General features: G+C 44.4%; 24 protein-coding genes. 19 read left to right on the top strand and 5 right to left on the bottom strand.

Going from position 1 to position 24,036, the window contains the following annotated elements; translation table 11 throughout:
* Positions 1-144: 144 nt before the first annotated feature.
* Positions 145-585 (bottom strand): DUF2007 domain-containing protein, encoded by a 441-nt coding sequence (locus tag HDC91_RS04440; RefSeq protein ID WP_183548785.1) that lies wholly within the window; start codon positions 583-585, stop codon positions 145-147.
* A gap of 52 nt (positions 586-637) precedes the next feature.
* Between HDC91_RS04440 and HDC91_RS04435 the strand changes: the two genes are divergently transcribed.
* From HDC91_RS04435 to HDC91_RS04425, 3 genes are all read left to right on the top strand, one after another.
* Entirely contained in the window at positions 638-1,594 is a 957-nt protein-coding gene (locus tag HDC91_RS04435; RefSeq protein ID WP_183548783.1) for a YafY family protein, read from the top strand.
* 207 nt (positions 1,595-1,801) lie between these two features.
* On the top strand, positions 1,802-2,227 hold the full coding sequence (locus tag HDC91_RS04430; RefSeq protein WP_183548781.1) for an SRPBCC family protein: 426 nt from the start codon (positions 1,802-1,804) through the stop codon (positions 2,225-2,227).
* 37 nt (positions 2,228-2,264) lie between these two features.
* Positions 2,265-2,726, top strand: a complete 462-nt coding sequence (locus HDC91_RS04425) for a GyrI-like domain-containing protein (protein ID WP_183548773.1) — start codon at positions 2,265-2,267, stop codon at positions 2,724-2,726.
* A gap of 154 nt (positions 2,727-2,880) precedes the next feature.
* Here the strand turns inward: HDC91_RS04425 and HDC91_RS04420 are convergent, their stop codons facing one another.
* Together HDC91_RS04420 and HDC91_RS04415 are read right to left on the bottom strand one after the other, a co-directional pair.
* A complete protein-coding gene (locus tag HDC91_RS04420) occupies positions 2,881-4,215 on the bottom strand; it encodes a dihydroorotase (protein WP_183548771.1) in 1,335 nt (444 codons plus the stop codon).
* Between the two features lie 141 nt (positions 4,216-4,356).
* Positions 4,357-4,992 carry a hypothetical protein gene (locus HDC91_RS04415; RefSeq protein ID WP_183548769.1) on the bottom strand — a complete coding sequence of 212 codons (636 nt, stop codon included), beginning with the start codon at positions 4,990-4,992 and terminating at the stop codon, positions 4,357-4,359.
* Between the two features lie 224 nt (positions 4,993-5,216).
* On the opposite strand from HDC91_RS04415, the gene HDC91_RS04410 reads away from it, so the two are divergent.
* The 8 genes from HDC91_RS04410 to HDC91_RS04375 all read left to right on the top strand — a co-directional run bounded on the left by HDC91_RS04410 (position 5,217) and on the right by HDC91_RS04375 (position 14,602).
* Positions 5,217-6,581 (top strand): DEAD/DEAH box helicase, encoded by a 1,365-nt coding sequence (locus tag HDC91_RS04410; RefSeq protein ID WP_183548767.1) that lies wholly within the window; start codon positions 5,217-5,219, stop codon positions 6,579-6,581.
* Positions 6,541-6,852 carry a hypothetical protein gene (locus tag HDC91_RS04405; protein WP_183548765.1) on the top strand — a complete coding sequence of 104 codons (312 nt, stop codon included), beginning with the start codon at positions 6,541-6,543 and terminating at the stop codon, positions 6,850-6,852. The genes HDC91_RS04410 and HDC91_RS04405 overlap by 41 nt, the downstream gene beginning before the upstream one ends.
* Before the next feature lie 83 nt (positions 6,853-6,935).
* Positions 6,936-7,265, top strand: a complete 330-nt coding sequence (gldC, locus tag HDC91_RS04400) for a gliding motility protein GldC (RefSeq protein ID WP_162432014.1) — start codon at positions 6,936-6,938, stop codon at positions 7,263-7,265.
* A gap of 96 nt (positions 7,266-7,361) precedes the next feature.
* On the top strand, positions 7,362-7,685 hold the full coding sequence (locus tag HDC91_RS04395) for a hypothetical protein (protein WP_183548763.1): 324 nt from the start codon (positions 7,362-7,364) through the stop codon (positions 7,683-7,685).
* A 92-nt stretch (positions 7,686-7,777) separates the two neighbouring features.
* On the top strand, positions 7,778-11,209 hold the full coding sequence (locus HDC91_RS04390) for a response regulator (RefSeq protein ID WP_183548761.1): 3,432 nt from the start codon (positions 7,778-7,780) through the stop codon (positions 11,207-11,209).
* 3 nt (positions 11,210-11,212) lie between these two features.
* Positions 11,213-12,049, top strand: a complete 837-nt coding sequence (locus tag HDC91_RS04385; protein WP_183548759.1) for a protein-glutamate O-methyltransferase CheR — start codon at positions 11,213-11,215, stop codon at positions 12,047-12,049.
* Entirely contained in the window at positions 12,039-12,626 is a 588-nt protein-coding gene (locus HDC91_RS04380) for a chemotaxis protein CheB (protein WP_183548757.1), read from the top strand. Before HDC91_RS04385 ends, HDC91_RS04380 begins: the two co-directional genes overlap by 11 nt.
* Before the next feature lie 29 nt (positions 12,627-12,655).
* Entirely contained in the window at positions 12,656-14,602 is a 1,947-nt protein-coding gene (locus HDC91_RS04375) for a response regulator (RefSeq protein WP_183548755.1), read from the top strand.
* Here HDC91_RS04375 and HDC91_RS04370 read toward each other — a convergent pair.
* Entirely contained in the window at positions 14,586-15,074 is a 489-nt protein-coding gene (locus tag HDC91_RS04370; RefSeq protein ID WP_183548753.1) for a methylated-DNA--[protein]-cysteine S-methyltransferase, read from the bottom strand. The genes HDC91_RS04375 and HDC91_RS04370 overlap by 17 nt on opposite strands.
* A gap of 1 nt (position 15,075) precedes the next feature.
* Positions 15,076-15,882 (bottom strand): SDR family oxidoreductase, encoded by an 807-nt coding sequence (locus tag HDC91_RS04365; RefSeq protein ID WP_183548751.1) that lies wholly within the window; start codon positions 15,880-15,882, stop codon positions 15,076-15,078.
* 143 nt (positions 15,883-16,025) lie between these two features.
* Here HDC91_RS04365 and HDC91_RS04360 point away from each other — a divergent pair, with 143 nt between their 5' ends.
* From HDC91_RS04360 to HDC91_RS04325, 8 genes are all read left to right on the top strand, one after another.
* Entirely contained in the window at positions 16,026-16,709 is a 684-nt protein-coding gene (locus HDC91_RS04360) for a heme exporter protein CcmB (RefSeq protein WP_183548749.1), read from the top strand.
* A complete protein-coding gene (locus HDC91_RS04355) occupies positions 16,697-17,929 on the top strand; it encodes a carboxypeptidase-like regulatory domain-containing protein (protein WP_221262104.1) in 1,233 nt (410 codons plus the stop codon). The genes HDC91_RS04360 and HDC91_RS04355 overlap by 13 nt, the downstream gene beginning before the upstream one ends.
* Positions 17,930-18,187: 258 nt before the next feature.
* On the top strand, positions 18,188-18,883 hold the full coding sequence (locus HDC91_RS04350) for a cytochrome c biogenesis protein (RefSeq protein ID WP_370576805.1): 696 nt from the start codon (positions 18,188-18,190) through the stop codon (positions 18,881-18,883).
* A 76-nt stretch (positions 18,884-18,959) separates the two neighbouring features.
* On the top strand, positions 18,960-19,169 hold the full coding sequence (locus tag HDC91_RS04345) for a CcmD family protein (RefSeq protein ID WP_183548745.1): 210 nt from the start codon (positions 18,960-18,962) through the stop codon (positions 19,167-19,169).
* A 158-nt stretch (positions 19,170-19,327) separates the two neighbouring features.
* Positions 19,328-20,764: a Glu/Leu/Phe/Val dehydrogenase gene (locus HDC91_RS04340; protein WP_183548743.1), complete on the top strand. Its 1,437-nt coding sequence runs from the start codon at positions 19,328-19,330 to the stop codon at positions 20,762-20,764.
* Between the two features lie 126 nt (positions 20,765-20,890).
* Positions 20,891-21,613: a hypothetical protein gene (locus HDC91_RS04335; protein WP_183548741.1), complete on the top strand. Its 723-nt coding sequence runs from the start codon at positions 20,891-20,893 to the stop codon at positions 21,611-21,613.
* A gap of 99 nt (positions 21,614-21,712) precedes the next feature.
* Positions 21,713-23,353, top strand: coding sequence for a sensor histidine kinase KdpD (locus tag HDC91_RS04330; RefSeq protein ID WP_183548739.1), 1,641 nt, complete (start codon positions 21,713-21,715; stop codon positions 23,351-23,353).
* The gene (locus tag HDC91_RS04325) at positions 23,346-24,035 is read left to right on the top strand and encodes a response regulator transcription factor (RefSeq protein ID WP_183548737.1); all 690 of its coding nucleotides are present in this window, start codon (positions 23,346-23,348) and stop codon (positions 24,033-24,035) included. Before HDC91_RS04330 ends, HDC91_RS04325 begins: the two co-directional genes overlap by 8 nt.
* Position 24,036 lies beyond the last annotated feature (1 nt).

Below are 24,036 nucleotides of genomic sequence, written 5' to 3'. Positions count from 1 at the left end.
ATGAATGTATCAGCTTTGATACAATTGGGGGCCTCACCTAAATCCTCTCTAAAAGAGAGGACTTGAAGATATTTATTATACCCTCTCCTTTGGAGAGGGCGGGGTGAGGCTTCCTTTGGAGAGGATTTAGGTGAGGCCTAAACCTCAGTCAAAGTCCCGCTGGCAGTTAAAGCAATGCCAGGTCTTACGCGCATAAAGCGGAAATGCTGAAAGTATCAAAAATAAGAATGCTGTTAACCAATGCGCCTTTCGTTCCGTAGCTGCACCGTAACGCACGTTGCTCGACCCGCAATAGGGGCATACAACCGGCGCATGTGTTTCCTCGTCTATCTCAAAGTGATCCTGCTCGTGCAGGTCGCCGGTTTGTGCTAAAATTTCGCGGCATTTTTCAAGGTCGCGCTCAAATATTTTGAGCTTGATACCCCCAACCGCGTTGCTGTATATTGGGTTAGCTGATATGATATTATCATCGGCAATAAAACAGGGGATGCCGTTATCTTCCAGTTTGGTACGCATAATATGCGCCAGCATGGGGTCGTAATATTGCTCAAGGGTGATGATCCTGTCGTCCGGTTCTTCGGTCATTATTAAAATAACATTTGCACTAAGATACTTTGTTTTTTGTTATTTTGGGGCAATGAACCGCATCGACCGTATATCTGCCATATTGATACAGCTGCAAACCCGCAGAGTTGTAAAAGCAAGCGATATAGCTGCAAGGTTTAACATCAGCCTGCGCACGGTTTACCGCGATGTGCGCTCGCTTGAAGAAGCAGGTGTGCCCATTATTGGCGAGGCGGGAGTAGGTTACTCATTGGTAGATGGTTACCGTTTGCCACCTATTATGTTTACCCGCGAAGAAGCCACGGCTTTTTTGACTGCCGAAAAATTTGTAGAGAAAATGACCGACGCCTCTACCGCGGCGCAGCACCGCTCGGCTATGTATAAGATACGGGCTATACTAAAAACATCTGAAAAGGACCTGCTGGAAAGTATGGACAGCAGCATTGAGGTGCTAAAAAGCCAGATACAGCGCCGGGTAAACAACAATAACCACATACAAACGATATTAAATGGCATTGCTGCAAAAAAAGTGCTCTGTATCGATTACATGGCCGGTTATACCCAAACCAAAACCAACCGCCACATAGAGCCTATTGGTATTTTTTACCTGGATAGCTACTGGCACCTGATAGCCTATTGCCGCATGCGTAACGATTACCGCGACTTCAGGCTGGACCGGATATTGGGCCTTACCGAAACCGACGAGGTATTTGAAGGCAACCACCCGACACTTAAAGATTACATAGCGCAAACCGCGTCAGAGCATAAGCTGGAAACGGTTATAATAAGGGTTGATGACGGCCTAACAAATTATATAAACGAGCAGCGCTATTACCATGGCTTTGTATCTGAAAAGCAGTTTGAGGGGTACCGCGAAATGACCTTCCTGACCATCTCTATACAAGGCTTTGCGCGTTGGTTTATGATGTTCGGAGATCACGCCGAGGTGTTAAGCCCCCCGGGTTTAAAAGATAAAATAGCGGAGATAGCGGAGGGTATCATAAAACGGAATACGCCTGTTGAGGTATAAATCGGTTCGTCATGCTGAATTTATTTCAGCATCTCTCAGGACAGGTGGATAATTGCATCTTTAAAGTTGCGAGTGTGATCCCAAAATAAATTCAGAATCACGTTTAGTCCTGCTGACATACAGTTGTCAATTCGCCCCCTTTATTTGTGTTAGCAAACTATAAGTGATATAGGCTGTTAATCACACTAAAATCAAAATAAAAACATCATGGATAAGCTATCGTTAACAACGACTGTTGATTTTAAGGCACCTGCTGCCGAGGTTTGGAAGGGGTTAACAGACCCTGAGATGGTTAAGCAATATTTTTTTGGCACTACGGTAAAATCTGACTGGAAAGCAGGCAGCCCTATTACTTTTAGCGGCGAATGGGAAGGCAAAACCTACCAGGACAAAGGCACCATAAAGGAAATCATCCCCGGTAAGTATATCTTATATAGTTATTGGAGCAGCATGAGCGGCACCGAGGATAAACCCGAAAACTACGCTAATGTAAGCTACGGTTTAGCGGAAAATGATGGTGTTACTACGCTTACCCTCACCCAGGATAATATAAAGGATGAAGCCTCGAAAGAGCATTCGGAAAAGAACTGGCAAATGGTATTAGGCGGTTTAAAAAAGATCTTAGAAAAATAACCGCCGCATAGGCTGCATTTATAAACAACTATATTTAATGGATAACGAAATAACGCACCTTCCTATGTTTTACGTGGCGGGCTTAGCCGTACGAACAATAAATAAAGACGGGCGGGCAAGCCGCGACATTGGGAGCCTTTGGCAAAAGTTTACCGATGGTAATATGGCCGAAAAGCTAAACGAAAGGGAGGGCAACGAACTGTATTGCGTTTACACCGATTACGAAAGCGATCATAACGATTATTATAACGCCATATTGGGCTGCAAGGTAAGTTCGATAGAATACCTTCCCGAAGGGTTTACCGGCAAGGCTATCCCGGCGGGCAAATACATGGTATTTACGCCGGCTGGCGAGTTCCCGGCCAACATTGGCGATACCTGGCAATACATCTGGCAATCGGGTATGGAGCGTACCTACACCGCCGACTTTGATGTTTACGATGTTACCGGCAAAGCGTTTGAGGATATTGAATCGAAAGTATACGTAGCGGTAGATTGATTATTACATGGTTAACACGATTTTTTATTAAATCATTGATAATCAAATGAGTATCTCAAAAAACGGCTTAATTGTGTTAACCATGTTAACCATGATTTGGGTTGTGAAGAAGTAGCCGGTATGCTTTTACCGGCCCCCAACAGCGTGGATAATTTTATCGCTCAAACCTCATCCGTTGCCCGCTTTGTTGGCTAACAAGCTTGCCTTCTTCATAAGCCAAATTGCCTGATACAATGGTGCTCACCACCCTTGCCTTAAAGGTGTTACCCTCAAACGGCGACCAGCCGCATTTATAAAGGATATTATCTTTGTTCACTTGCCACGGGTTGTTCAGGTTTACCAGCACCAGGTCGGCCCAGTAGCCTTCGCGTATAAAGCCACGCTTTTCTACCCGGAAGATGGTTGCCACATTGTGGGCCATTTTTTCGGCCACCTGCTCCAGGGTTATTTTGCCCTGATGATAAAGTTCAAGCATGGCCGGCAGGGCGTGCTGCACTAACGGGCCGCCGCTTGGCGCCTGCAGGTAAGGTTGCGCTTTTTCTTCCAGGGTGTGCGGTGCGTGGTCAGTTGCTATCACATCTATGCGGCCGTCCAGCACCGCTTTCAATATCCCATCTCTGTCCTCCGCGGTTTTAACGGCAGGGTTCCATTTAATAAAGTTGCCCTTTGTTTCGTAGTCGGCATCGGTAAACCATAAATGGTGGATGCAGGCTTCGGCGGTTATGCGCTTGTCGGCCAGTGGTATATCGTTACTGAACAAGTGGGTTTCTTTAGCGGTAGATATATGCAGGATATGCAGCCGGGTATTGTGTTTCTTAGCCAGTTCAACCGCCATTGACGACGACAGGTAGCAAGCCTCGGCGCTGCGTATTTTGGGGTGCAGCCTTACCGGTATGTTGTCGCCAAGTAGTTGCTTGTAATGCGCCAGGTTGCTTTTGATAGTACCCTCGTCCTCGCAATGGGTAGCTATCAGCATAGGCGACTGCGCAAACAGGTTTTCAAGCGTGTGTGGGTTATCTACCAGCATATTGCCCGTTGATGAACCCATAAAAACCTTAATACCGCAAACGTTACGGGCATCGGTACGTAAAACCTCGTCCAGGTTATCGTTTGAGGCACCCATAAAAAAGGAATAGTTTGCAGGCGAATTCCGGGCGGCTATATCGTACTTATCCTGCAGCAATTGTTGTGTTAAGGCGTTTGGCACCGTGTTGGGCATCTCCATAAAAGAGGTGATGCCACCTGCAACAGCCGCGCGCGATTCAGAATAGATGTCTCCTTTATGCGTAAGGCCCGGCTCGCGAAAGTGCACCTGGTCGTCAATACCGCCCGGCAACAAATGCAGGCCTTCGGCATTAATTTCTTTATCGGCCTTTACATCAATATTGCCGGCGATCTTTTCGATAAACCCGTTTTTAACAAATAGGTCGGCCTGGGTTTGCCTTCCTTCATTTACAATAGTAGCGCTTTTAATAAGGATACTTGCCATAGCAGTAAAGGTACTGTTTTCTATTTTATCCCGGGTCAAATCTGCAACTATGCCTGTCAAAAAATGGCTTTAAACTTGGTATGGTAAACCACCTGCGTTTTATTCTTAACCGCTGATAACGTTCTTTGGGAAGCAGAACGGCTATTTACCCCAGTAATAATTAATCCCGAAAACAAAATTATCGTTAAGGCTCGCGTTTACAAAACTTCCGTGGCTCAGGTAGTTGTATTGGTAACTGATATTACCAAACCCCATATTTAAACCAACTTTTGGCGTCGGGAAAAATACTACATTAGGCCCGGCAAAGGCTGCAAAGTGGCCATCGGTAAAGTTATTGGCTATATGCGATGAGCTTATCCCTGCCTGGGGATAAATGCCAAATTTATCGGTAAGCATGCAGTAGTAGCGTATGTTAAGGGCAAGGCCAATAACATCGGTATGATACTTACTGGTATAACTATAATTTTTGGTGGGGTCGGTATCCGAATAAAAATTTGATATTTCGGTACCCGATACCCTTGAATAGCCGGGCTGTACCCCAATAGCCCATTTATCGCCTAAAAATAAACCAAACTCGGGGCTGATGTTGAACCTGATGATGTTCTTATTAAAGTATTGTGTGGTGCCGCTGTCAAAATTCACATTTTGCACGGTGCCATCTTCGTCGTAACTAAAGGTGAAACTGCCGCCAATATATTTATGACCTTTGCCCGTTTGAGCGGAAGCAGTAAAAAAAATAAAGAGCGCGGTAATTGTGGTAAGTAAAAGTTTGTTCATGTGTTAAGTTAATTGTGAGCGAAGATAAGTTTTGAAAGCTATACGCGAAATACAATGCCGATGATACAAGCAAAGTACCGGTCAATAGGTAAGCTGATCTTACTGATCGCCCAGATAGCTATTGGCATGCGCGCTTCCGCTGAATACTTATATTCAAGCCCCCTGTTTGCGCGGCAGGGGGTAAGTTTAATGCCGACTAAAAACAAAACCTTATCTTTGCCGCTATGGCTGTACCTTTCGAAGATTTTAAATTTAACCGGCAAATATTAAATGCTATTGCCGATGCCGGTTATACCGGGGCTACGCCTATACAGCAAAAAGCTATTCCGCCGATTTTAAACGGGCAGGATGTAATGGGTATTGCACAAACCGGTACGGGTAAAACCGCGGCGTATGTATTGCCTATTTTAATGAAGCTTAAATATGCGCAAGGCGAAAACCCGCGCGCACTTATTGTATCGCCCACGCGTGAACTGGCTATGCAGATAGAAGAGAATATTAAGGCCTTTGCTGTAAATACCGATTTGCGTGTAGTGGTGCTTTATGGCGGCATTGGTCCTAAAACCCAGATAGAGAACATTAAAAAAGGGGTTGATATTATTGTGGCTACACCCGGGCGTTTCCTTGACGTTTATATAGCCGGGCACATTGTTACCAAAACCATTAATACCCTGGTGTTGGATGAAGCAGATAAAATGATGGATATGGGCTTTATGCCGCAAATAAATCGAATTTTGGAGGTGGTGCCTGTAAAACGGCAGAACTTGCTTTTTTCGGCTACCATGTCTGATAAGGTACAGCAGCTTTCGTACAATTTCCTGGAGTTTCCTACGATTATCGAAGTTACCCCACAGGCAACTACCGCCGAAACGGTTGACCAGCAACTATACCACGTACCCAACGTTAAAACTAAAATAAACCTGCTTAAAGCCTTGCTTGATAAAGAGGGCGACATTAAAAAGTTAATGATATTTTGCAAGACACGCACCGCTGCCGAGGATGTTTACAAATTTTTGCTGCGCAAGTTTGGCGAAGCAGAAGTAAAGGTACTGCATGCCAATAAGGGGCAAAATACACGCATTAACTCCATTAATTCGTTTAAAAACGATGAGGTGAAAATACTGGTGGCTACCGACGTGGCATCGCGCGGTATTGATGTAAGCGACGTTAGCCACGTTATAAACTTTGACGTGCCCGTAGTGATCGAAGATTATGTACACCGTATAGGCCGCACGGGCAGGGCGTATAACTCGGGCGTGGCTATTACATTTGCCGTACCCTCTGAAGAGTATTATATCAATAAGATCCAAAAGCTGATAAGGCAAACCATACCGGTGTATAATATGCCCGATGAGGTATTTGTTGAAGAAACGCCCTATGCCGAGCGGCAAGACCAGGCCCGCGAAATAGATATGCAAAAGCGGAAGGAAGATCCTGATTTTAAAGGCGCCTTTCACGAAAAAAAATCGCTTGCGCAGATCAAGAAATTCGAGGCCGCGAAAGCCAAAAAACAACCTAACAGTGCTAACAAGAAACCAGCTAAAACCTATGGCGGAGCAAAACGATCTGACAGAAAAAAACGCTACTAAGCCATCAAAGTTCAGGATAAGCCCCCTAAACTTTGCAACCGCTGCCTTTTTTATACTGGCTGGCTATATATTTATATACGGAGCCAAAATTACCGGCAGCCCCTACGAACATTGGAGCGGCACCATTGGCCTGATATTTATTCTTTTTGGCATAGTTGTGTCATTGCTGGATATAATTTTCCGTAATTTCTTTGCCGAAACCAAAAAACTATGGATTGTAGAGCTAAGCTTTATAACTTTGGTGCTGATCATATTTTTTATGGTTAAATAATTATTAGATGTGCAGTTTCAAATGTGCAGATATGCAGATGGGAAATCGCTAAATCATTAATTCAATAAATCACTAATTAAAAAATGAAAACCGCTGAAATAAAGCTTACCATACAACTCGACGATAACAACATTCCCGAAAACATTATGTGGGAGTCAACCGATTCTAAAAACAAAGAGGCTTTGCCTGTAAACGCAATGATGTTATCGCTTTGGGATAAAAGTTATCAAAATACGCTCAAAATCGACCTTTGGACAAAGGATATGCCCGTTGATGAGATGAAACGTTTTTTTTATGAAACCCTGCAAACCATGGGCGATACCTTTTTACGGGCAACCGGCGAAAAGAATATCGTAGAAGATCTGCGCGATTACTGTGCCCACTTTGCCGATAAAATGGAGATAAAAAAATAAGCTATGCGCCCTGCATCACTTTTGTTACTGTCAGGTTTTATAATGGTAATTGTGGCAACCTATTGCCCAATGCTGCGTCCGTTTCATTTATTTAACATGAATGTTTATAAGCTTAACCAGCCTTACGGCGTTTGCATTATGCTGGTTGGCGTTATAGGCATACTTTGCACCGTGCTTAATCAGGTTAAAATTGCCCGCGTGGTGGCGTGGGTAGCCCTGGTTTTGGTAACGCTTCTTTATATTGCGGCGTTGCTAAAGGTAAAAGCCAGCTTTAGCTTTATACCGTTTAAGGGCATAAACGGGTTCCTCACCAGGCAAATTGCATTTAAGTGGGGCTGGTATGTATTATTTGCCGGGCCTACAATAGCCGTAATAGGTGCTTTAAGTTCAAAAGAACGTACGTACAACGAAGGCAGATAACTGTTTACCTCCTAATTGTTTATTACTCAATATTATTTTGGGTGCAAATATTTTTAAACATATTTGCACCACATTAAACTACCTCATATCCTATGTTCAAGCTTAATTTTCGCAATCAGGTATTAGCTGGCTTTGCCATATCTATTCTGCTTGTATTAATTGTTGGCGTACTTTCCTTTAAAAGTATAAAGCAATTAGAGGACGATACCGTTTGGGTTAACCACACACAAAAGGTTATAAGAACCACCAATAATTTAATGCAATTGCTTATCGATGGCGAAACGGGCATGCGCGGCTATGGCGCCACCGCAAACAAAAGCTTTCTTGACCCATACAACGAGGCAGTACCGCGAATTACCGAAAGCCTGAACCAGTTGACCGAACTGGTGGCTGATAACCCATCGCAAATTAAAAGGGTCGATTCGCTTAAGACGATAGTAAACCGCCAGCTGGTTATCCTGAAAACAAATATCGAAACCCGCGAAACAAAGGGGCTTGATTATATGGTGGCCAATAAAATGTTCTTTAAAGGAAAAGGGAACATGGATAGTATCCGCGATATCAACAGCCGCGTAGTAGAAACTGAAAACAGCCTGCTGGCCGAGCGCAAGGCGGCATCTGACAAGGCTTCCAGGGAGGCGATAATTGTAATTGCAATTGGCAGTGGCATATTCCTGCTTATTGTCGTGATCATGTTCTTTTACATACAGGCAACTTTTGCACGCCAGAAAAAGGTAGAGGAAGAAGTGCGTATAGCCAATATCGAACTGGAAAAAGTACTTGCCGAAAACGAGGCCAAAAACTGGCTGTTAATAGGCAGCGGTAACATTAACGAGAAAATGCAGGGCCAGCAAAGCGAAAAAGAGCTGGCAAACAATATATTATCCGAAGTTTGCAAATATTCAAACGCCCTTACGGGCACCCTATATCTTCATAACGAGAACGAAGAACAACTTGATCTGTATGCCTCGTATGCTTTTAACGATCCGGCCGCTTTAAAACAATCCATCCGCATATCCGAGGGTTGGATAGGCCAGGCTGCCAGCGACGAAAAGGCCGCCATAGTTAAGGGTAAACTGAACGATAAACTGCTGTTAAGCTCATCAATATTAGAAGACGAGCTTGTAGAAACCTTTATAATACCTTTCTTTTTTGATAAAAAACTAAAAGGTGTTATCGAACTTGGTTTCCGTAACCAGGTGCCCGACCAGGTTAAAGAATACATATCGTTGATATCAAACGATATTGGTATAGCGGTAAACACGTCGCAGGCTCGTACCATTATGCACGATCTGTTTGAAGAAACCCAGCAGCAGGCCGAAGAACTGGAAGCACAGCAGGAAGAAATGCGGGTAACCAACGAAGAACTGATGAATAAAACAGAAATGTTGCAGGCATCAGAAGAAGAGCTGCGTGTGCAGCAGGAAGAGTTGCGAACCATTAACGCCGAACTGGAAGAAAAAGCAAGCCTGCTTGAAGAAAAGAACCAGGCCATTGAAGAGGCCCGCCAATCCATCAGCATTAAAGCGAACGAGTTGGAAACCACAGGCAGGTATAAATCAGAGTTTTTGGCTAATATGAGCCACGAACTGCGCACCCCGCTAAACAGTATTCTGGTGCTGGCCCGTATTCTCAAAGACAACAAACCGCACAACCTGTCCGAAGATCAGATCAAATACGCAAGCGTTATATTTAATGCCGGCAACGACCTGCTTACGCTGATCAACGACATCCTCGACTTGTCAAAAATTGAATCGGGTAAGCTGGATATGCAAAACGAAGATATCCGTGTGAGCGATATACTGGCCGATATGCAATCGCTTTTTGCCGAAGTTGCAAGCAACAAACACATCAATTATACCACCCAGCTATCAGATGTGCCGCAAACGATATATACTGATAAGGTAAGGGTAGAGCAGGTATTGAAAAACCTGCTGGCGAACGCGTTTAAGTTTACGCCCGAAGCTGGTACCATCACCATAAACGCTGTTGCAGGCCCCCGCGAAAACACCATTAGCTTTAAAATAAAAGACTCGGGCATAGGCATCCCGGCCGAAAAGCAGAAGCTGATCTTCGAGGCGTTTCAACAGGCCGACGGTTCAACAAGCCGCAAATACGGCGGTACCGGGTTAGGCCTGTCTATCAGTCGCGAACTGGCTTTACTGCTGGGCGGCACAATTACCCTTAGCAGCGAGCCGGGCAAGGGCAGCGAGTTTGTGCTTACCCTTCCGTTTAAGGCTAAAAATACCGAACCGCACGAAAACAGCGTGCCAACAGTTGAAACTTATCAGCCGACCACCTTCCTGGAAACGATAGTTAAAAAATCTTCTGACCCAGACCACGAGCCCTTTGTGATCATTGTTGAGGACGATAAAAACTTTGCCAACATCCTGCAGGATTACGCTCAGGAGCATGGATTTAAATCTACAGTGATAAGCGAAGGCACCAACGCTGTTGAAGCCATTAAGGAGCAGCAGCCTGACGCGGTTATCCTGGATATCATGCTGCCGGGCAAGGATGGCTGGCAGATATTGAAAGAGTTAAAGCACGATGAGGCGACTTTGCATATCCCTGTGCATTTAATGTCGGCCGGCGAAGCCGCGGCAAACCGTGTACGTAAAGAAGGCGCAATTAGCTTTTTGAAAAAGCCGGTAAGCACCGAAGCCCTTGATAAGCTGTTTGGTGATATTGTGGCCAACAGCGATACCCGTGTTACGCAAATATTGTTGGTAGAAGACCATAAGGCGCAAAGTCAGGCGCTTAAAGAGTTGATGCAGAGCCGCGGCATAACCGTAGATGCCGCGTTTGACGGCGAGTCGGCATTCCGGATGCTGCACCAGAACGAATACCAGTGCGTTATACTTGACCTTAACCTGCCTGATATATCCGGGCTCGACCTGTTAGACAAGATCAAGGAGGTTGATAAATTTGCTTCCCTGCCGGTTATCATCAATACGGCTATGGAACTTGATAAAACATCGGTAAACAGGCTGATGCAGTATGCCAACGCTATGGTGGTAAAAACCAGCAAATCATCAGACAGGCTGATAGACGAAGTAAACCTGTTTTTGAACAAGATAAGCGAATCGGGCATTCAGCCCGGAGCAAACCCGGGTAAAATTAAAACCACCACCAAAGGTAAAGAAACCATTAAAGGCAAGAAGGTACTTATTGTTGATGACGATATGCGCAACATCTTCGCCCTGAGCAGCGCCCTTGAAAGTTATGACCTTAACGTGGTGATTGCAAACGACGGTGAAGAGGCTATAGCTAAGCTGGAAGAGATAACCGATATTGATATTGTGCTGATGGATATCATGATGCCGAAAATGGACGGTTACGAAGCCACAAGACATATTCGTAAACAAAACAAATGGGCTAAGCTTCCTGTTATTGCGTTAACCGCAAAGGCCATGAAGGATGACCGTGAAAAATGCATAGCAGCCGGCGCTAACGATTATATTACTAAACCGGTTGATATGGATAGGCTGATATCCTTAATGCAGTTGTGGCTGGATAGCTAACATATGAAGGTACTGCCAACTAAAGACACCATAACAAGCGCGCAACTAAACGAACTTATAGATATTGTAAAAACTATCCATGGGTTTGATTTTAGTGATTATACCGAAGCCTCCTTTAAGCGAAGGCTTGCCCGCATCATGATGTTGAAAAAGCTGGAATTTTACGATCTTAAACATATACTGGTAAATAATCCCGAATTTTTTCAGGAATTTTTAGAAGAAATTACGGTAAATGTTACCGAAATGTTTCGCGATCCGGCGTTTTATAAGGCCTTAAAAACCCAGGTAGTACCATACCTGTCAACCTATCAGAATATAAAGATATGGAGTGCGGGATGTTCGTCGGGCGAAGAGGTTTACTCAATGGCAATTTTGCTTAACGAGGAAAAGCTGCTAAAAAAAACATTTATATACGGTACGGATATAAATGCCGGTGTACTTAACGAGGCCCGAAAAGGCATATACAGCCTGCGCAAATTGAAAAGTTATGCCGAAAACTATTTGTTTACAGGCCTTCCCGGCTCGTTGACCGACCATTTTACCATTATGTACGATGCCGCGGCCATCCACAGCGAACTGAAGCAAAACACGCTTTTCTCGGTCCACAACTTAATATCTGATACCGGTTTTAACGAATTTCAGATGATAAGCTGCCGCAACGTGTTTATTTATTTTGAAACCGAATTGCAATACAAGATACTCGACCTGTTTTACAAAAGCCTTTGTCCGCTGGGCTACCTTTGTTTAGGTAACAAGGAAACCATCCGTTCAGAGGTTTTTCGTAAAAAGTTCAAGGTCATCAACCAAAAAGAAAACATATACCAAAAAATTGGCTCTTGATGATGAAATAAGGAACCGTTGGGCGCAATCGCGCATACTGCTTTTAGGCGGTTCGGCGGGGTCATTTAAACTTTTGTTCCGGCTGGTAAAGTTGTTCCCAAAAAACCTGAACAAAACGGTAATTATCGTTATCCACAGAAAAAAAAATTTTTTTAGCGAAATTGAAAAACTGTTCGCAGAGAATAGCCGTATGTTGCTTCGGGAAATCAGCGACAAGGAGCCGGTAGAACGCAACGTAATTTATATTGCACCGCCTAATTATCATACACTGATGGAGAATGAAGGTTTTTTTAGCCTTGATGTATCTGATTCGGTGTGGTATTCAAAGCCATCTATCGATGTTACTTTTGAGAGTGTTGCCGATGTTCACGGAAGCCGTGTTACTGCCGTTTTATTGTCGGGCGCTAACCAGGATGGGGCAGCGGGTTTATTAAAATTACGCCGGAAGGGGGCATTAACAATAGCGCAACACCCCGACGACGCAGATATGATAGAAATGCCCCAGGCGGCCATTGATTTGGGTGCTGCCGAATACATTTTACGAACAACCGAGATTTTTGAACTGCTTGAGAAATAACATAACCCCTACAACTTTATTTCACCTTAATGACCCCTGTAAATATTCTTATTGTTGATGATAGGAAGGAAAATATAATAGCGCTTGAGGCCCTGCTTAACCGCCCGGATATACAATTATTCGCCACTACATCGCCAAACGACGCGCTTAAAATAGCATGGGAGAACCCCATTGACATAGCGCTTATTGACGTTCAGATGCCCGAAATGGATGGCTTTGAACTGGTACAAATGCTTAAGGCTAACCCCCGTACAAAAAATATACTCATTATTTTCGTTACCGCAATTTCCAAAGAATCAAAGTACGCCGTTAAAGGCTTTGGAGCAGGCGCTGTAGATTATTTGTATAAACCGCTCGATCCGTACATTACATATGCCAAGGTTGATGCCTTTATACAACTGGCGCGGTCGCAGAATGATATCCGGCAAAAGAACAACGAGCTTGAAGATTTTGCAATAGTAGTTAAAAACAGTGCTGATATTATATGTGCCGTTGATGCCGAAAATTTTAGGATAAAGTCTGTAAACCCGGCCGTTGAAACTATTTTGGGCCACAAGCAAGCTGCCGTTTTAGGTACCAGTATCATTGATCTGGCCATTGATACCGACCAGCCCGTGTTCAGGAAAAAACTGGGCGAAATTGTTAAGGACAACAAAAGTTTTGCAGTATCCGAACTTCAGTTCAATACCTTTGATAAGCATGTTATATGGGTAGAGTGCCGTGCTTCGTACCGTAATAAGACTATCTTTATCAACATTAGCAATATCTCGCCTCAAAAAAGTTATCAGTTACAGCTTATTAAATCAAAAGAAGCGGCCGAGTACGGTAAAAAAGTAAAAGAGACCTTTTTGGCTAACATGAGCCATGAGTTACGCACGCCGGTTAACGGTATAATTGGCTTAAGCAGCTTGCTGCGCAAAACACCCCTTAACAACCAGCAGAACAACTTGCTGGATATGCTCGAAACATCATCACGTTCATTATTGGGCGTTATTAACGATGTGCTTGATATAAGCAAGATGGAGGCAGGTAAACTCAACATCGTTCGTTCGCCAAATAACATTAAAGCCATCGTTAACTCGGTTGCGGGTTTATTAAAATTTAATGCGGATGAAAAAGATTTAGAGTTTATAACCGAAATAGACAACGACATACCCGAAACTTTAATGGTCGACTCGTTGCGGTTAAACCAGATATTGATGAATTTGCTAAGCAACGCTATAAAGTTTACTGATAGGGGATACGTTAAACTTAATGTATCCGTGCTGCAAAAATCAAACAATAAAGTGAAACTCAAGTTTAGTGTAGAGGATACCGGTATTGGTATACCGCCTGCACGATTGTCGAAGATATTCGAGTCGTTTGAACAGGCCGAAGACGATACCTCTAATAAATATGGAGGTACCGGTTTAGGCCTTGCTATTGTTAAGCGGCTGATCGAACTAAAAGGAGGCGAGCTTACAGTAAGCAGCAAACCCGGCACCGGCAGCATATTTAGTTTTGTAAATTGGTTTGCTATAGCAAACCACCCTCAGGTTCCTAAAATGGTTAAAACAAGCACTAAACTGGCCCCGTTTTTAAACACAAGTGTTTTGGTTGCAGAAGACAATTTGATAAACCAATTTATGGTGACCAAATTGCTAAAGGACTGGAATGTAAAGGTTGAGATTGTTGATACAGGCGATAAAGCTCTTGAAAAGTTAAAAGAAACGCGTTACGACCTGGTGCTGATGGATACGCATATGCCGGGGCTAAGCGGCTACCAAACTGCCCGGGCTATCCGTACGGAGTTTGAGGAGCCCATGCGCAGTATACCTATAATATCGCTATCCGCGTCGGCATTTGAGCACGAGCAGCTCGAAGCGATAGCTGCCGGCATGAATGATGTATTGTCGAAACCCTTTGAAGCACATGAGTTGCACGCCAAAATAGCAAAGGTTTTAAAAGACAAAAAGATGGCTAAAAGGGCAGTTTAATTTGGCCTTTGCCCATAACGCGCGCTTCGTGGTCTAACAGCCATTGCTTGCGCCATAAGCCGCCTGCATAACCTGTTAAGCTGCCGTTGCTGCCCACAACGCGGTGGCATGGCACAATTATCCACAAATTGTTTTTGCCGTTTGAAGCCGCAATGGCGCGTATGGCCAGCGGGTTGTTCATCAGGGTTGATTGCTGGCCGTAGGTAATGGTGCTGCCATACGGTATTTTTAACAACTGCTGCCAAACCTGTTGCTGAAAAGCCGAGCCAGGCTGGTTTAACGGCAGGTCAAATTCTTTCCGGTCGCCGGCGAAATACTCGTCTAATTGTTTTATAGCCTCTTTCAGCAACGGCGAATCAGTTCCGGTTTCTTGCAACCCCTCTTCATCGCGAATGGATACCTTGGTGATATATGTATCATCAGCAGTGATAAGGGCAATACCTACAGGGGTGCGGTGGTAAACCTGGTACATATTATTGCTGTGCTTTTGTAAGCGATTTTAAATACACCTTGCTCATTTTACCGCCTATAAATTTTGCCGGTAAAAAGTTCATGAATACGTTCCCGATGCGGTTTAGCAAGCCCGGCACATAGTTATATTTACGGGTAATTAACGCGTAGATCGCCTCTTTTGCAGCTTCGCTAACGGGCATCAGCCAGCCTTTAAGCTCGTTGAACTTGGTGTTGTCGGTCATCTCGGTAGCTATGCCGCCAGGCGCAAAAACCGTTATTGAGAAAGCAGGGTTGGTTAACTCGTTATGCAGTGCATTGCCAAACGCGGTTATAAACGCCTTGGTTGCCGAGTAAGCCGCCTGGTAGGGCACCGGGAAAAAACCTGCCATGCTCGATACCAGCATCAGCCCGCCTTCGGTGCCGGGTTTATCAAAATATTTTACAAGGCTGTTGGTCATGCGTACCACGCCTATTACGTTTGTTTTAAGGATGCTTTCAAAGTTATCCCAGGGTAGCTCCGTATGCCTGCCAAAGTAGGTTACGCCCGCGTTTAAAATGGCGGCGTAAAGGTTATTATCGGCAATGCTTTCAGCAATTACCCGGTCGGCCTGTTCGGGGATAGAAAGGTCGGCCACGATAACTTTTACTTTAATACCCGCGGCCTGTTCCAGTTCGGCCTTCAGCCGGTTCAGGTTATCGGCGCGGCGGGCGGCAATAATAAGGTTGGCTTTATGCACGTTTGCCAGCTGCCGGGCCATTTCCTGCCCAAGCCCGCTTGATGCGCCCGTTACCAATACCCATTTATTATTCAACTGCAGGTTTTTCATTTTGCTAAGTTATTCTTTTAGTCGGAAAGACCGAAAGTCGTAAGACAGGAGCCCGATCGTTAAAGATATTTTTCTTTCGGACATTCCGGTTTCCGGACTTTCTGACTTCACGGACTTTCGGACTTTTTACCTTTCTTTGCAGTATGAAACTGGCCGGGCAAACTATCGAACTTTTAAAGAAGGAGATCATCCTGGAATGGCGTTCAAAATACGCTTTTAACGGTATCCTGCTATATATCGTTTCTACCGTGTTTGTTTGTTATATTTCCTTTAACCTAAATCCCGGTTTTAAAGAAAGCACCGGCTACGCCATTGTGTGGAATATCCTCTTTTGGATAATTATGCTCTTTGCATCAGTAAACGCTATTGCCAAAAGCTTTTTGCAGGAAAGTAAGTCGCGCTTGCTGTATTACTATTCCATTGCCCACCCGCAAGCTATTATATTATCAAAAACCATTTACAACGCCTTACTCATGGCATTGTTAAGCATATTGGCCCTGCTGGTTTATATGCTGTTTTTCCCTAACACCGTAAACGATCTCCTGTTTTACTTTACAACCGTGATGCTGGGGAGTATAAGTTTTTCTACCGTGTTTACCATGCTATCGGGCATAGCATCAAAGGCGGGCAACAATGGTACGCTCATGGCCATACTAAGCTTCCCGGTTATTATACCGGTAATACTTTTGCTGGTAAAAGTAAGCAAAGCTGCCATGGATGGCATAGACCGCAGCCTCAGCCTGGGCAGCATTGGCGTGCTGGTGGCCATAAACGTTATTGTTATTGCCTCATCTTTAATATTGTTTCCATACCTGTGGCGCGACTGATGCTTTCGTTACCATTATATCGTTTAGCTGTTTGCCGGTGGTGTTTTTTACTGGTTTGTATTGGCTGGGGTTTTAGTGCCGGCGCGCAATCAATAATCAATGGCAAGGTGGTTAGTTCGGCATCAAACGAGGTTGTACCAAAGGCCAGCGTATTTCTAAACAACGCCACATTTGGCACCGCAACTAATGACGACGGTACGTTTACTTTAAGCGGCGTTAAGCCGGGGCAGTATGACCTCATCGTATCAACCCTTGGGTATGAAGAATACACGCAAAAAGTACAGGTGGGGCAGGGGCCCATAACCGTTAACATAGCGCTTACGCCAAAAGTAATGATGATGCGCGAGGTGGTAATTACCAGCAACGCCGACTGGAAAAAGAACTTTGAACAATTTAAAAAAGACTTTATAGGCGTAACGGATAATGCGAAATACTGCAAAGTGGAAAATCCCCGGGTGCTCAGCCTTTCGTATATCCGTAAAACACAAACGTTAGAAGCATCGAGTGATGAGTTTTTGGTGGTGAACAACGATGCGTTGGGATATAAAGTGAAATTTTTACTGAGGGATTTTAGCAGCAATAATATTACCCGCACTATAAATTACTCCGGCCGCGTGCTTTTTGAAGAGTTGCCGGGCACCGCAGCGCAAAAGCAAAAGTGGAAGACCAGGCGCGATGAAGCATACTATGGCTCGGCCCAGCACTTTTACCGGTCGCTGTATAAGAACCGCCTCTCGCAGGAAGGTTTTGTGATATACGATTTCAGCAGAACCCTTGACCCAAACCGGCCGCCCGAAGCGCTGATACAAAAAAAGCTGAAAGCGTTCAGGATGGTTAATCGCGACTCGACTATCTATTGGCTGGGGAAGGAGAACATGCCCAAATGGTACCAAGAGCACCTTACTAAACCACCTTTAACCGCTTACGCGGTTCTGCGCAAACCGCCGCAAGAAGGTTTGTTTGTATTAACGTTTCCCAATTACCTGTACGTTGTTTATACCAAAAAGCACGAAACCGAAGATTTCAAAGACCTTTACCGCCCGCTGGATATGGAAAATTTTGAAACCAGTGTTATCACCTTATTAGCCCCGATAGTGGTATTTGATATGAACGGAACAGTGGTGGCTGATAGTCCGCTTTATGAAGGCACATGGTCAAAGGCCAAGCTGGCTAATTTATTGCCGGTTGATTACGAGCCGTCGGACGGGGCAGGGAATTAGTGAATTTCTCAACCACGTCATTGCGAGGAACGAAGCAATCTCTTCACATGTTTAGCGGCGATGCAATAGTCGGGAGATTGCTTTGTTCCTCGCAATAACGCGTGGAAAGATGGGCGCAGTATCACACAAACCCAAAACCCTATCAATCTTTCAATTCAACATACCTGCGTAAATAACTTATTATAATTGATATGCATGCATAATGAAACATTGCTAATAATAGCGCAGTATGCTTAAATCAACCTATCTAATTATTACATTTGCTGCCATAATTTATATATGAAATTTATTTATCAAACCTGGTGGAAAGTATTAGCCGTTGCAGTGATCTTTTACACGCTTGTAGCCGGGTTTCTGCTGGGTGTGCCAAGGTTGCCCATCATGCACGAAACCATACGTAACACCTACTTCCACGTACCCATGTGGATAGCTATGTTCACGGTGTTCACTATATCCGTAATCTACAGTATAAAGTACCTGCAATCCGGCAAGGAAGAGCATGACATGATTGCGGTTGAATGCGCTAATACAGGGACCTTTTTCTTTGTATTAGGATTGATCACAGGCATGCTGTGGGCACGTTATACCTGGGGCGAGTACTGGAGTAACGACCCCAAGCAAAACAGCGCCGCTATTGCCTTTTTGCTGTATTGCGCATACCTGGTGCTGCGAAACTCGATAGACGAGGAGCAGAAACGTGCCAAAATATCGGCCATATACAACATTTTCGCTTTCCCGGTAATGGTGGTGCTCATTATGGTGCTGCCACGCCTAACCGACTCGTTGCATCCCGGCAACGGCGGTAATCCGGCATTTGGTAAGCTGGATATGGATAACCGTATGCGAATAGTGTTATACCCGGCATTTATTGCCTGGGCGCTTATAGCCGTATGGATAGCTACTATACGTTACCGCATCCGTTTAATTGAATATAAAAAGAACGCTATCAATTAATATTAAACCTCATGTGCGCCGCTCGAAAAGTAAACCTACACATGATCGCTTATCACCATTAAAATAAATTGCCCTGATGAAAAAACTTATTTCCGTACTACTGATGCTGCTTTGCTTTGTTGCCGTAAAAGCACAAAACGGAGCTTCTGTTGAAATGGCCGATAAAATGCGCAGCGAAGGCAAAATTTACGTGGTAATTGGCACCATAGTAATAGTATTTGCCGGGATAACTATTTACCTGTTTAGCATTGACAGGAGATTGAGAAAAATCGAGAAAGAAAAGTAAATCAAAAGCATGGCCTGTGTTGTTTAAACCTTGTTTTAGGGAGCATATAGCCACATGTGTAAGCGATACACTAACATTAAAAATTTGCATTATTGATAAAATTTATACCAAATTTGTGCACTTTTTTAAGGAATTAATTATTTATCCAATTCTAAATTATGAATATCAATAATCCGACTGCAAATCAGGATACGCACTTTTTTGGTGACGTATGTAAAAACTTTGATCATGCAGCGCAGTTTACCCAGCACGATGCCGGTTTGTTAGACCAGATCAAATCATGCAACAGTGTTTACCGTTTTCGTTTCCCTATACGCAAAGGCAATGGCTTTGAAGTGATAGATGCATGGCGTGTAGAGCACTCGCACCACCAGTCGCCAACCAAGGGCGGTATCCGCTACAGCGAAATGGTGAACGAGGATGAGGTTATGGCCCTTGCAGCCCTGATGACCTACAAATGCGCCATTGTAAACGTGCCATTTGGCGGTGCAAAAGGTGGTATTAAAATAAACCCTAAAAACTACACCGTTGGCGAGTTAGAGAATATTACCCGCCGTTATACCGTAGAGCTTATTAAAAAGAACTTTATTGGCCCCAGCATTGATGTACCTGCGCCTGACTATGGATCGGGCGAGCGCGAAATGAGCTGGATTGCCGATACCTATGCCACCATGAACCCCGGCCAGCTTGACGCTTTAGGCGCCGTAACCGGTAAACCCATCGCTTTGCATGGTATTGCGGGCCGCCGCGAGGCTACCGGCCGTGGTGTGGCCATTGCCATACGCGAGTGTGTAAGCGTTGGCGAGGATATGCAGAAGCTTGGCCTTACTGCAGGTTTATCAGGAAAAAAGATAATTGTACAGGGCTTAGGTAACGTGGGGTACTATTCTGCAAAGTTCTTGTCGGAGTTTGGTGCCATCATAGTAGGGCTTTGTGAGTTTGAAGGCGCTATTTATAACGAGGATGGCCTGGATGTAGAAGCTGTTTTTCAGCACCGCAAATCAACCGGCTCTATCTTAGGTTATGCAGGCGCCAAACAAGAGTTTAAAAACACCATGGACGGCCTGGAGCAGCCATGCGACATTTTAGTGCCTGCCGCCTTAGAGAACCAGATAACCGCCGAAAACATTGGCAGCATTAAGGCAAAGATCATTGCCGAAGGCGCAAACGGGCCGACCTCGCCCGAGGCTGAGGCTGCATTCTATAAAAACGGTGGTATGATCATCCCGGATATGTACGCCAACGCCGGCGGTGTTACCGTATCATACTTTGAGTGGTTAAAAAATCTTAGTCACGTTGCTTTTGGCCGCATGAACCGCAGGTTTGAAGAAAACTCGAACCTTAACCTGGTAAACATGGTTGAAGGCATTACCGGTACATCATTAACACCTATTCAACGTTCAACCATCATTAAGGGTGCGTCGGAACTTGAACTGGTGAACTCCGGTTTAGAGGATACCATGATCCGTTCATACCACGAGATACGCGAGATATACAAAAACAACCCCAAGGTTGAAACTCTGCGTAACGCGGCAATGGTGGGCGCTATCAACAAAATAGCGGTATCGTACCAAAACCTTGGTGTGTGGCCGTAAATAGAGATTAGAGAAAGGAGATTAGAGATTAGTTTCCGTTTCGATCATAAAAAAAGAGCGCTCAAAAGCGCTCTTTTTTTATGGCTGCCAGGGATTAATATTATATTCAAGCCAAATTATAGCCGTATGCCTAAACTTCTTTTAATGGTTTTTATAACGTTGGTGGTTACCGGCAAGCCGAAGGGAGCGGCACCGCAATACCGGGCCAAACCTAAAGCGATTGAACACAACGCTTTCATCAAAACTGCACTGGCGCCCTCGGTTGCTGATACAGTATTAGATGTTATCAAGGCCGTTGTCGACGGCCGGCAATACACTATCCGCAGGACTGTGCAAGCCGGCTTAATATTGCTTAATTCAAAAGAAGAGATCATTTTCCGCGACTCGGCATACATAAGCGACGCGAAATTTAAAGATTTTAATAACGATGGCTATAAAGATATCTGGATAGTAAGACCGGGCAACGTTCCAGGCTTAAGAGGGTTATTGCTGTATAACAAAACCTCCAAAACCTTTATTGAGGTAACCGACTTTGACCGTTTCCCTGCGCCGGAAGCAATAAAGGGTACCCGCTATTATTACTCGTACCATCGCAGTGGCTGTGCCGATATGAACTGGACGAGCGACCTGTTCTACCTCAAGAACTACAAGCCTGTTAAAATTGGCACCATAAACGGTTTCGAATGTGCCGACAGCGAAATAAAAAATGGAATATATATTTACAGGGTTATTGGCGGAAAGAACATTAAAGTGAAGCAAATGAATATCACCGTTATCAATAACCATACAAACTATAAATGGGGTTTTGTAAAAGATTACTGGCACCAAAACTACAAGCTGTTTTTGTAACCTTTCCCAAACCAATCTTATTTTATGTTAACGAATGTTAACAGATACGCCTGATTGCTTTTTGGCACACTACTTTTATTCCGATCAACCCAAACAGCAATGAAAACCAAACTTAAAATTGTATTTCTTTTAGCCGCCGTTGCCTTAGCAGGTGTTATTTTATTCCAGGCATATTGGAGCTTTAATGCCTTTAAATTAAACAAACAACGTTTTGACGATGATATAGACGTGGTGATGCAGCGCGCGCTTGACAGCTGTAGAAAAGACTATTTCGATTCTGTACGCGTGGTAATGGTAAGGCGCCTTTCAGATCCCGGTACACATATTAAAATAGATACCATCATGGGGCGCGATACAGCCCACGTGGCCCTACAGATAGCCATAAAAAATAAATACACCGGTTTAGGAGAACCTTACAGCACCACCGTACCGGTATACGATTATTACAGGCAGAAAATAAACCATAAAGCCACCGTGCCTGAAGTTTTAACGGAAATGTCGTTTTACGTACCGCATTTAAGGGATGAGCTCTTGCTTTTATTAGGGATGGAGGATGCTATGAAAAGCAATACGGGTAACCAGGGCTTGCACAACGGAATTTTTGAACTACCTGAAAATTACCGGAGTGCTGATAGTATAAAGCTATACGAGTATTACAGCAGAGAACTGGATAAGTTACACCCGCGCGCCGAATTTGAACTGCATTTCTCTGACAAGCCGATAGCGGCCACTGTAACCAGTGTGCCAAAGCCGTTTTCGATGCTGTGGCACTCTTCACCACAGCCTGTTGCTGTAACTGCCGCTCAGACAAATCATGCTAACGAGCTTATGTACAGCGAAACTGAACAATACGCCTACAAGTATCACGGCTTTTTATTTCTGCAGCATAATGAAAAGAACACCTTGTATGTACGCGCTGTGTTTGACCGTGCACAGGTAGGAGTTTTAAAAGAAATGATATTGCCCTTGTTACTTTCGGGTTTACTCATATTATTTACCATATTCTGTTTTTACTATATCATCCGCACCATGGTAAGGCAAAAAAAATTAACGGGGCTAAAGGACGACTTCATCAACAACATGACCCACGAACTGAAAACGCCTATAGCTACTATAACCGTTGCAATTGAGGGACTGCAAAAGTACAATGCCTTAAGCGACCCGGAAAAGACGCAGCGTTACCTGCAAACCTCGCGCAACGAGCTTGCCCGCCTTAATGACCTGGTAAGTAAAGTACTGAACGTGGCGGCATTTGAAAGCAAGCAAATAAACCTGCATAAGGAGCAGGTACAGATTGACCGGTTGATGGATGACGTGATCTTGTCAGAAAAGTTAAAAGCGGGTAAAAAGGTCGACATCAGTTATAATAACCCGGAAGGAATCATTACTATCGTAGCTGACAGGACGCATCTTCGGAATGTAATGACCAATATTGTTGATAACGCCATTAAATACAGCGACGAGCCTGCCGAAGTTAAAATAAACCTGTCGAGCCATAACGGTAACGCGGTGTTTTCTATAAAAGATAACGGTATTGGCATACCGGCCGCGCACGTCCGTCATATATTTGATAAGTTTCACCGGGTGCCGGCCGGTAATGTACATAATGTAAAAGGTACCGGTTTAGGTTTAAACTACGTAAAATACATTATACACGCGCATGGCGGCAGCATTAGGGTAAAAAGTCAGCATGGAGCGGGCAGCGAATTCATTATAACCCTACCTTTAAAAAATGGATAAGATTTGTGTATTATTAGCGGAAGACGAACTATCCCTGGCGCATATTGTACGCGAAAGCCTGGAAGAGAGCGGTTTTGAGGTTATATTATGTGCTAACGGCGAGCAGGCCCTTCAAAAATACCGCGACAAAAAACCCGACATCCTGGCGCTTGATGTGATGATGCCTAAAGTTGACGGCTTTGAAGTTGCACGAAGGATACGCCAAGCAGATAAACTGACACCGATCATTTTCCTTACCGCACGCTCGCAGCCGAAAGACGTGGTAACAGGTTTTGAAAGCGGCGCAAATGATTATTTGAAAAAACCATTCAGTGTAGAGGAATTGATTGTTAGGATAAGGGTATTACTAAGCACCAACCGCCTGCTGGATAAGCCAAAAGCGCTGAAGGAAATTTACAGGATAAGCGATTTGTTTTTTAATCCCCAAAAAAATACACTGCAGCAAGGTATAAACACATGGCAAATTACCGCCCGCGAGAGCGAGATACTGCACATGTTATGCAAATACCAGCACCAGGTAATCCCGCGTAAGACATTATTGGATGCCATATGGGGCGACGATAGTTTCTTTAACGCACGCAGCCTGGATGTGTTTATTACTAAATTGCGCCGCCATCTGCAAGCCGACCCCAATATTCAGCTCATGAACATTCGCGGGGTGGGGTATAAGTTGGTATGGTAAA

The sequence above is a fragment of the Mucilaginibacter sp. AK015 genome (assembly GCF_014200785.1).
GTDB lineage: Bacteria > Bacteroidota > Bacteroidia > Sphingobacteriales > Sphingobacteriaceae > Mucilaginibacter.
Note: the sequence above shows the minus strand (reverse complement) of the source record. Positions and strands in the feature narration are given on the sequence as shown.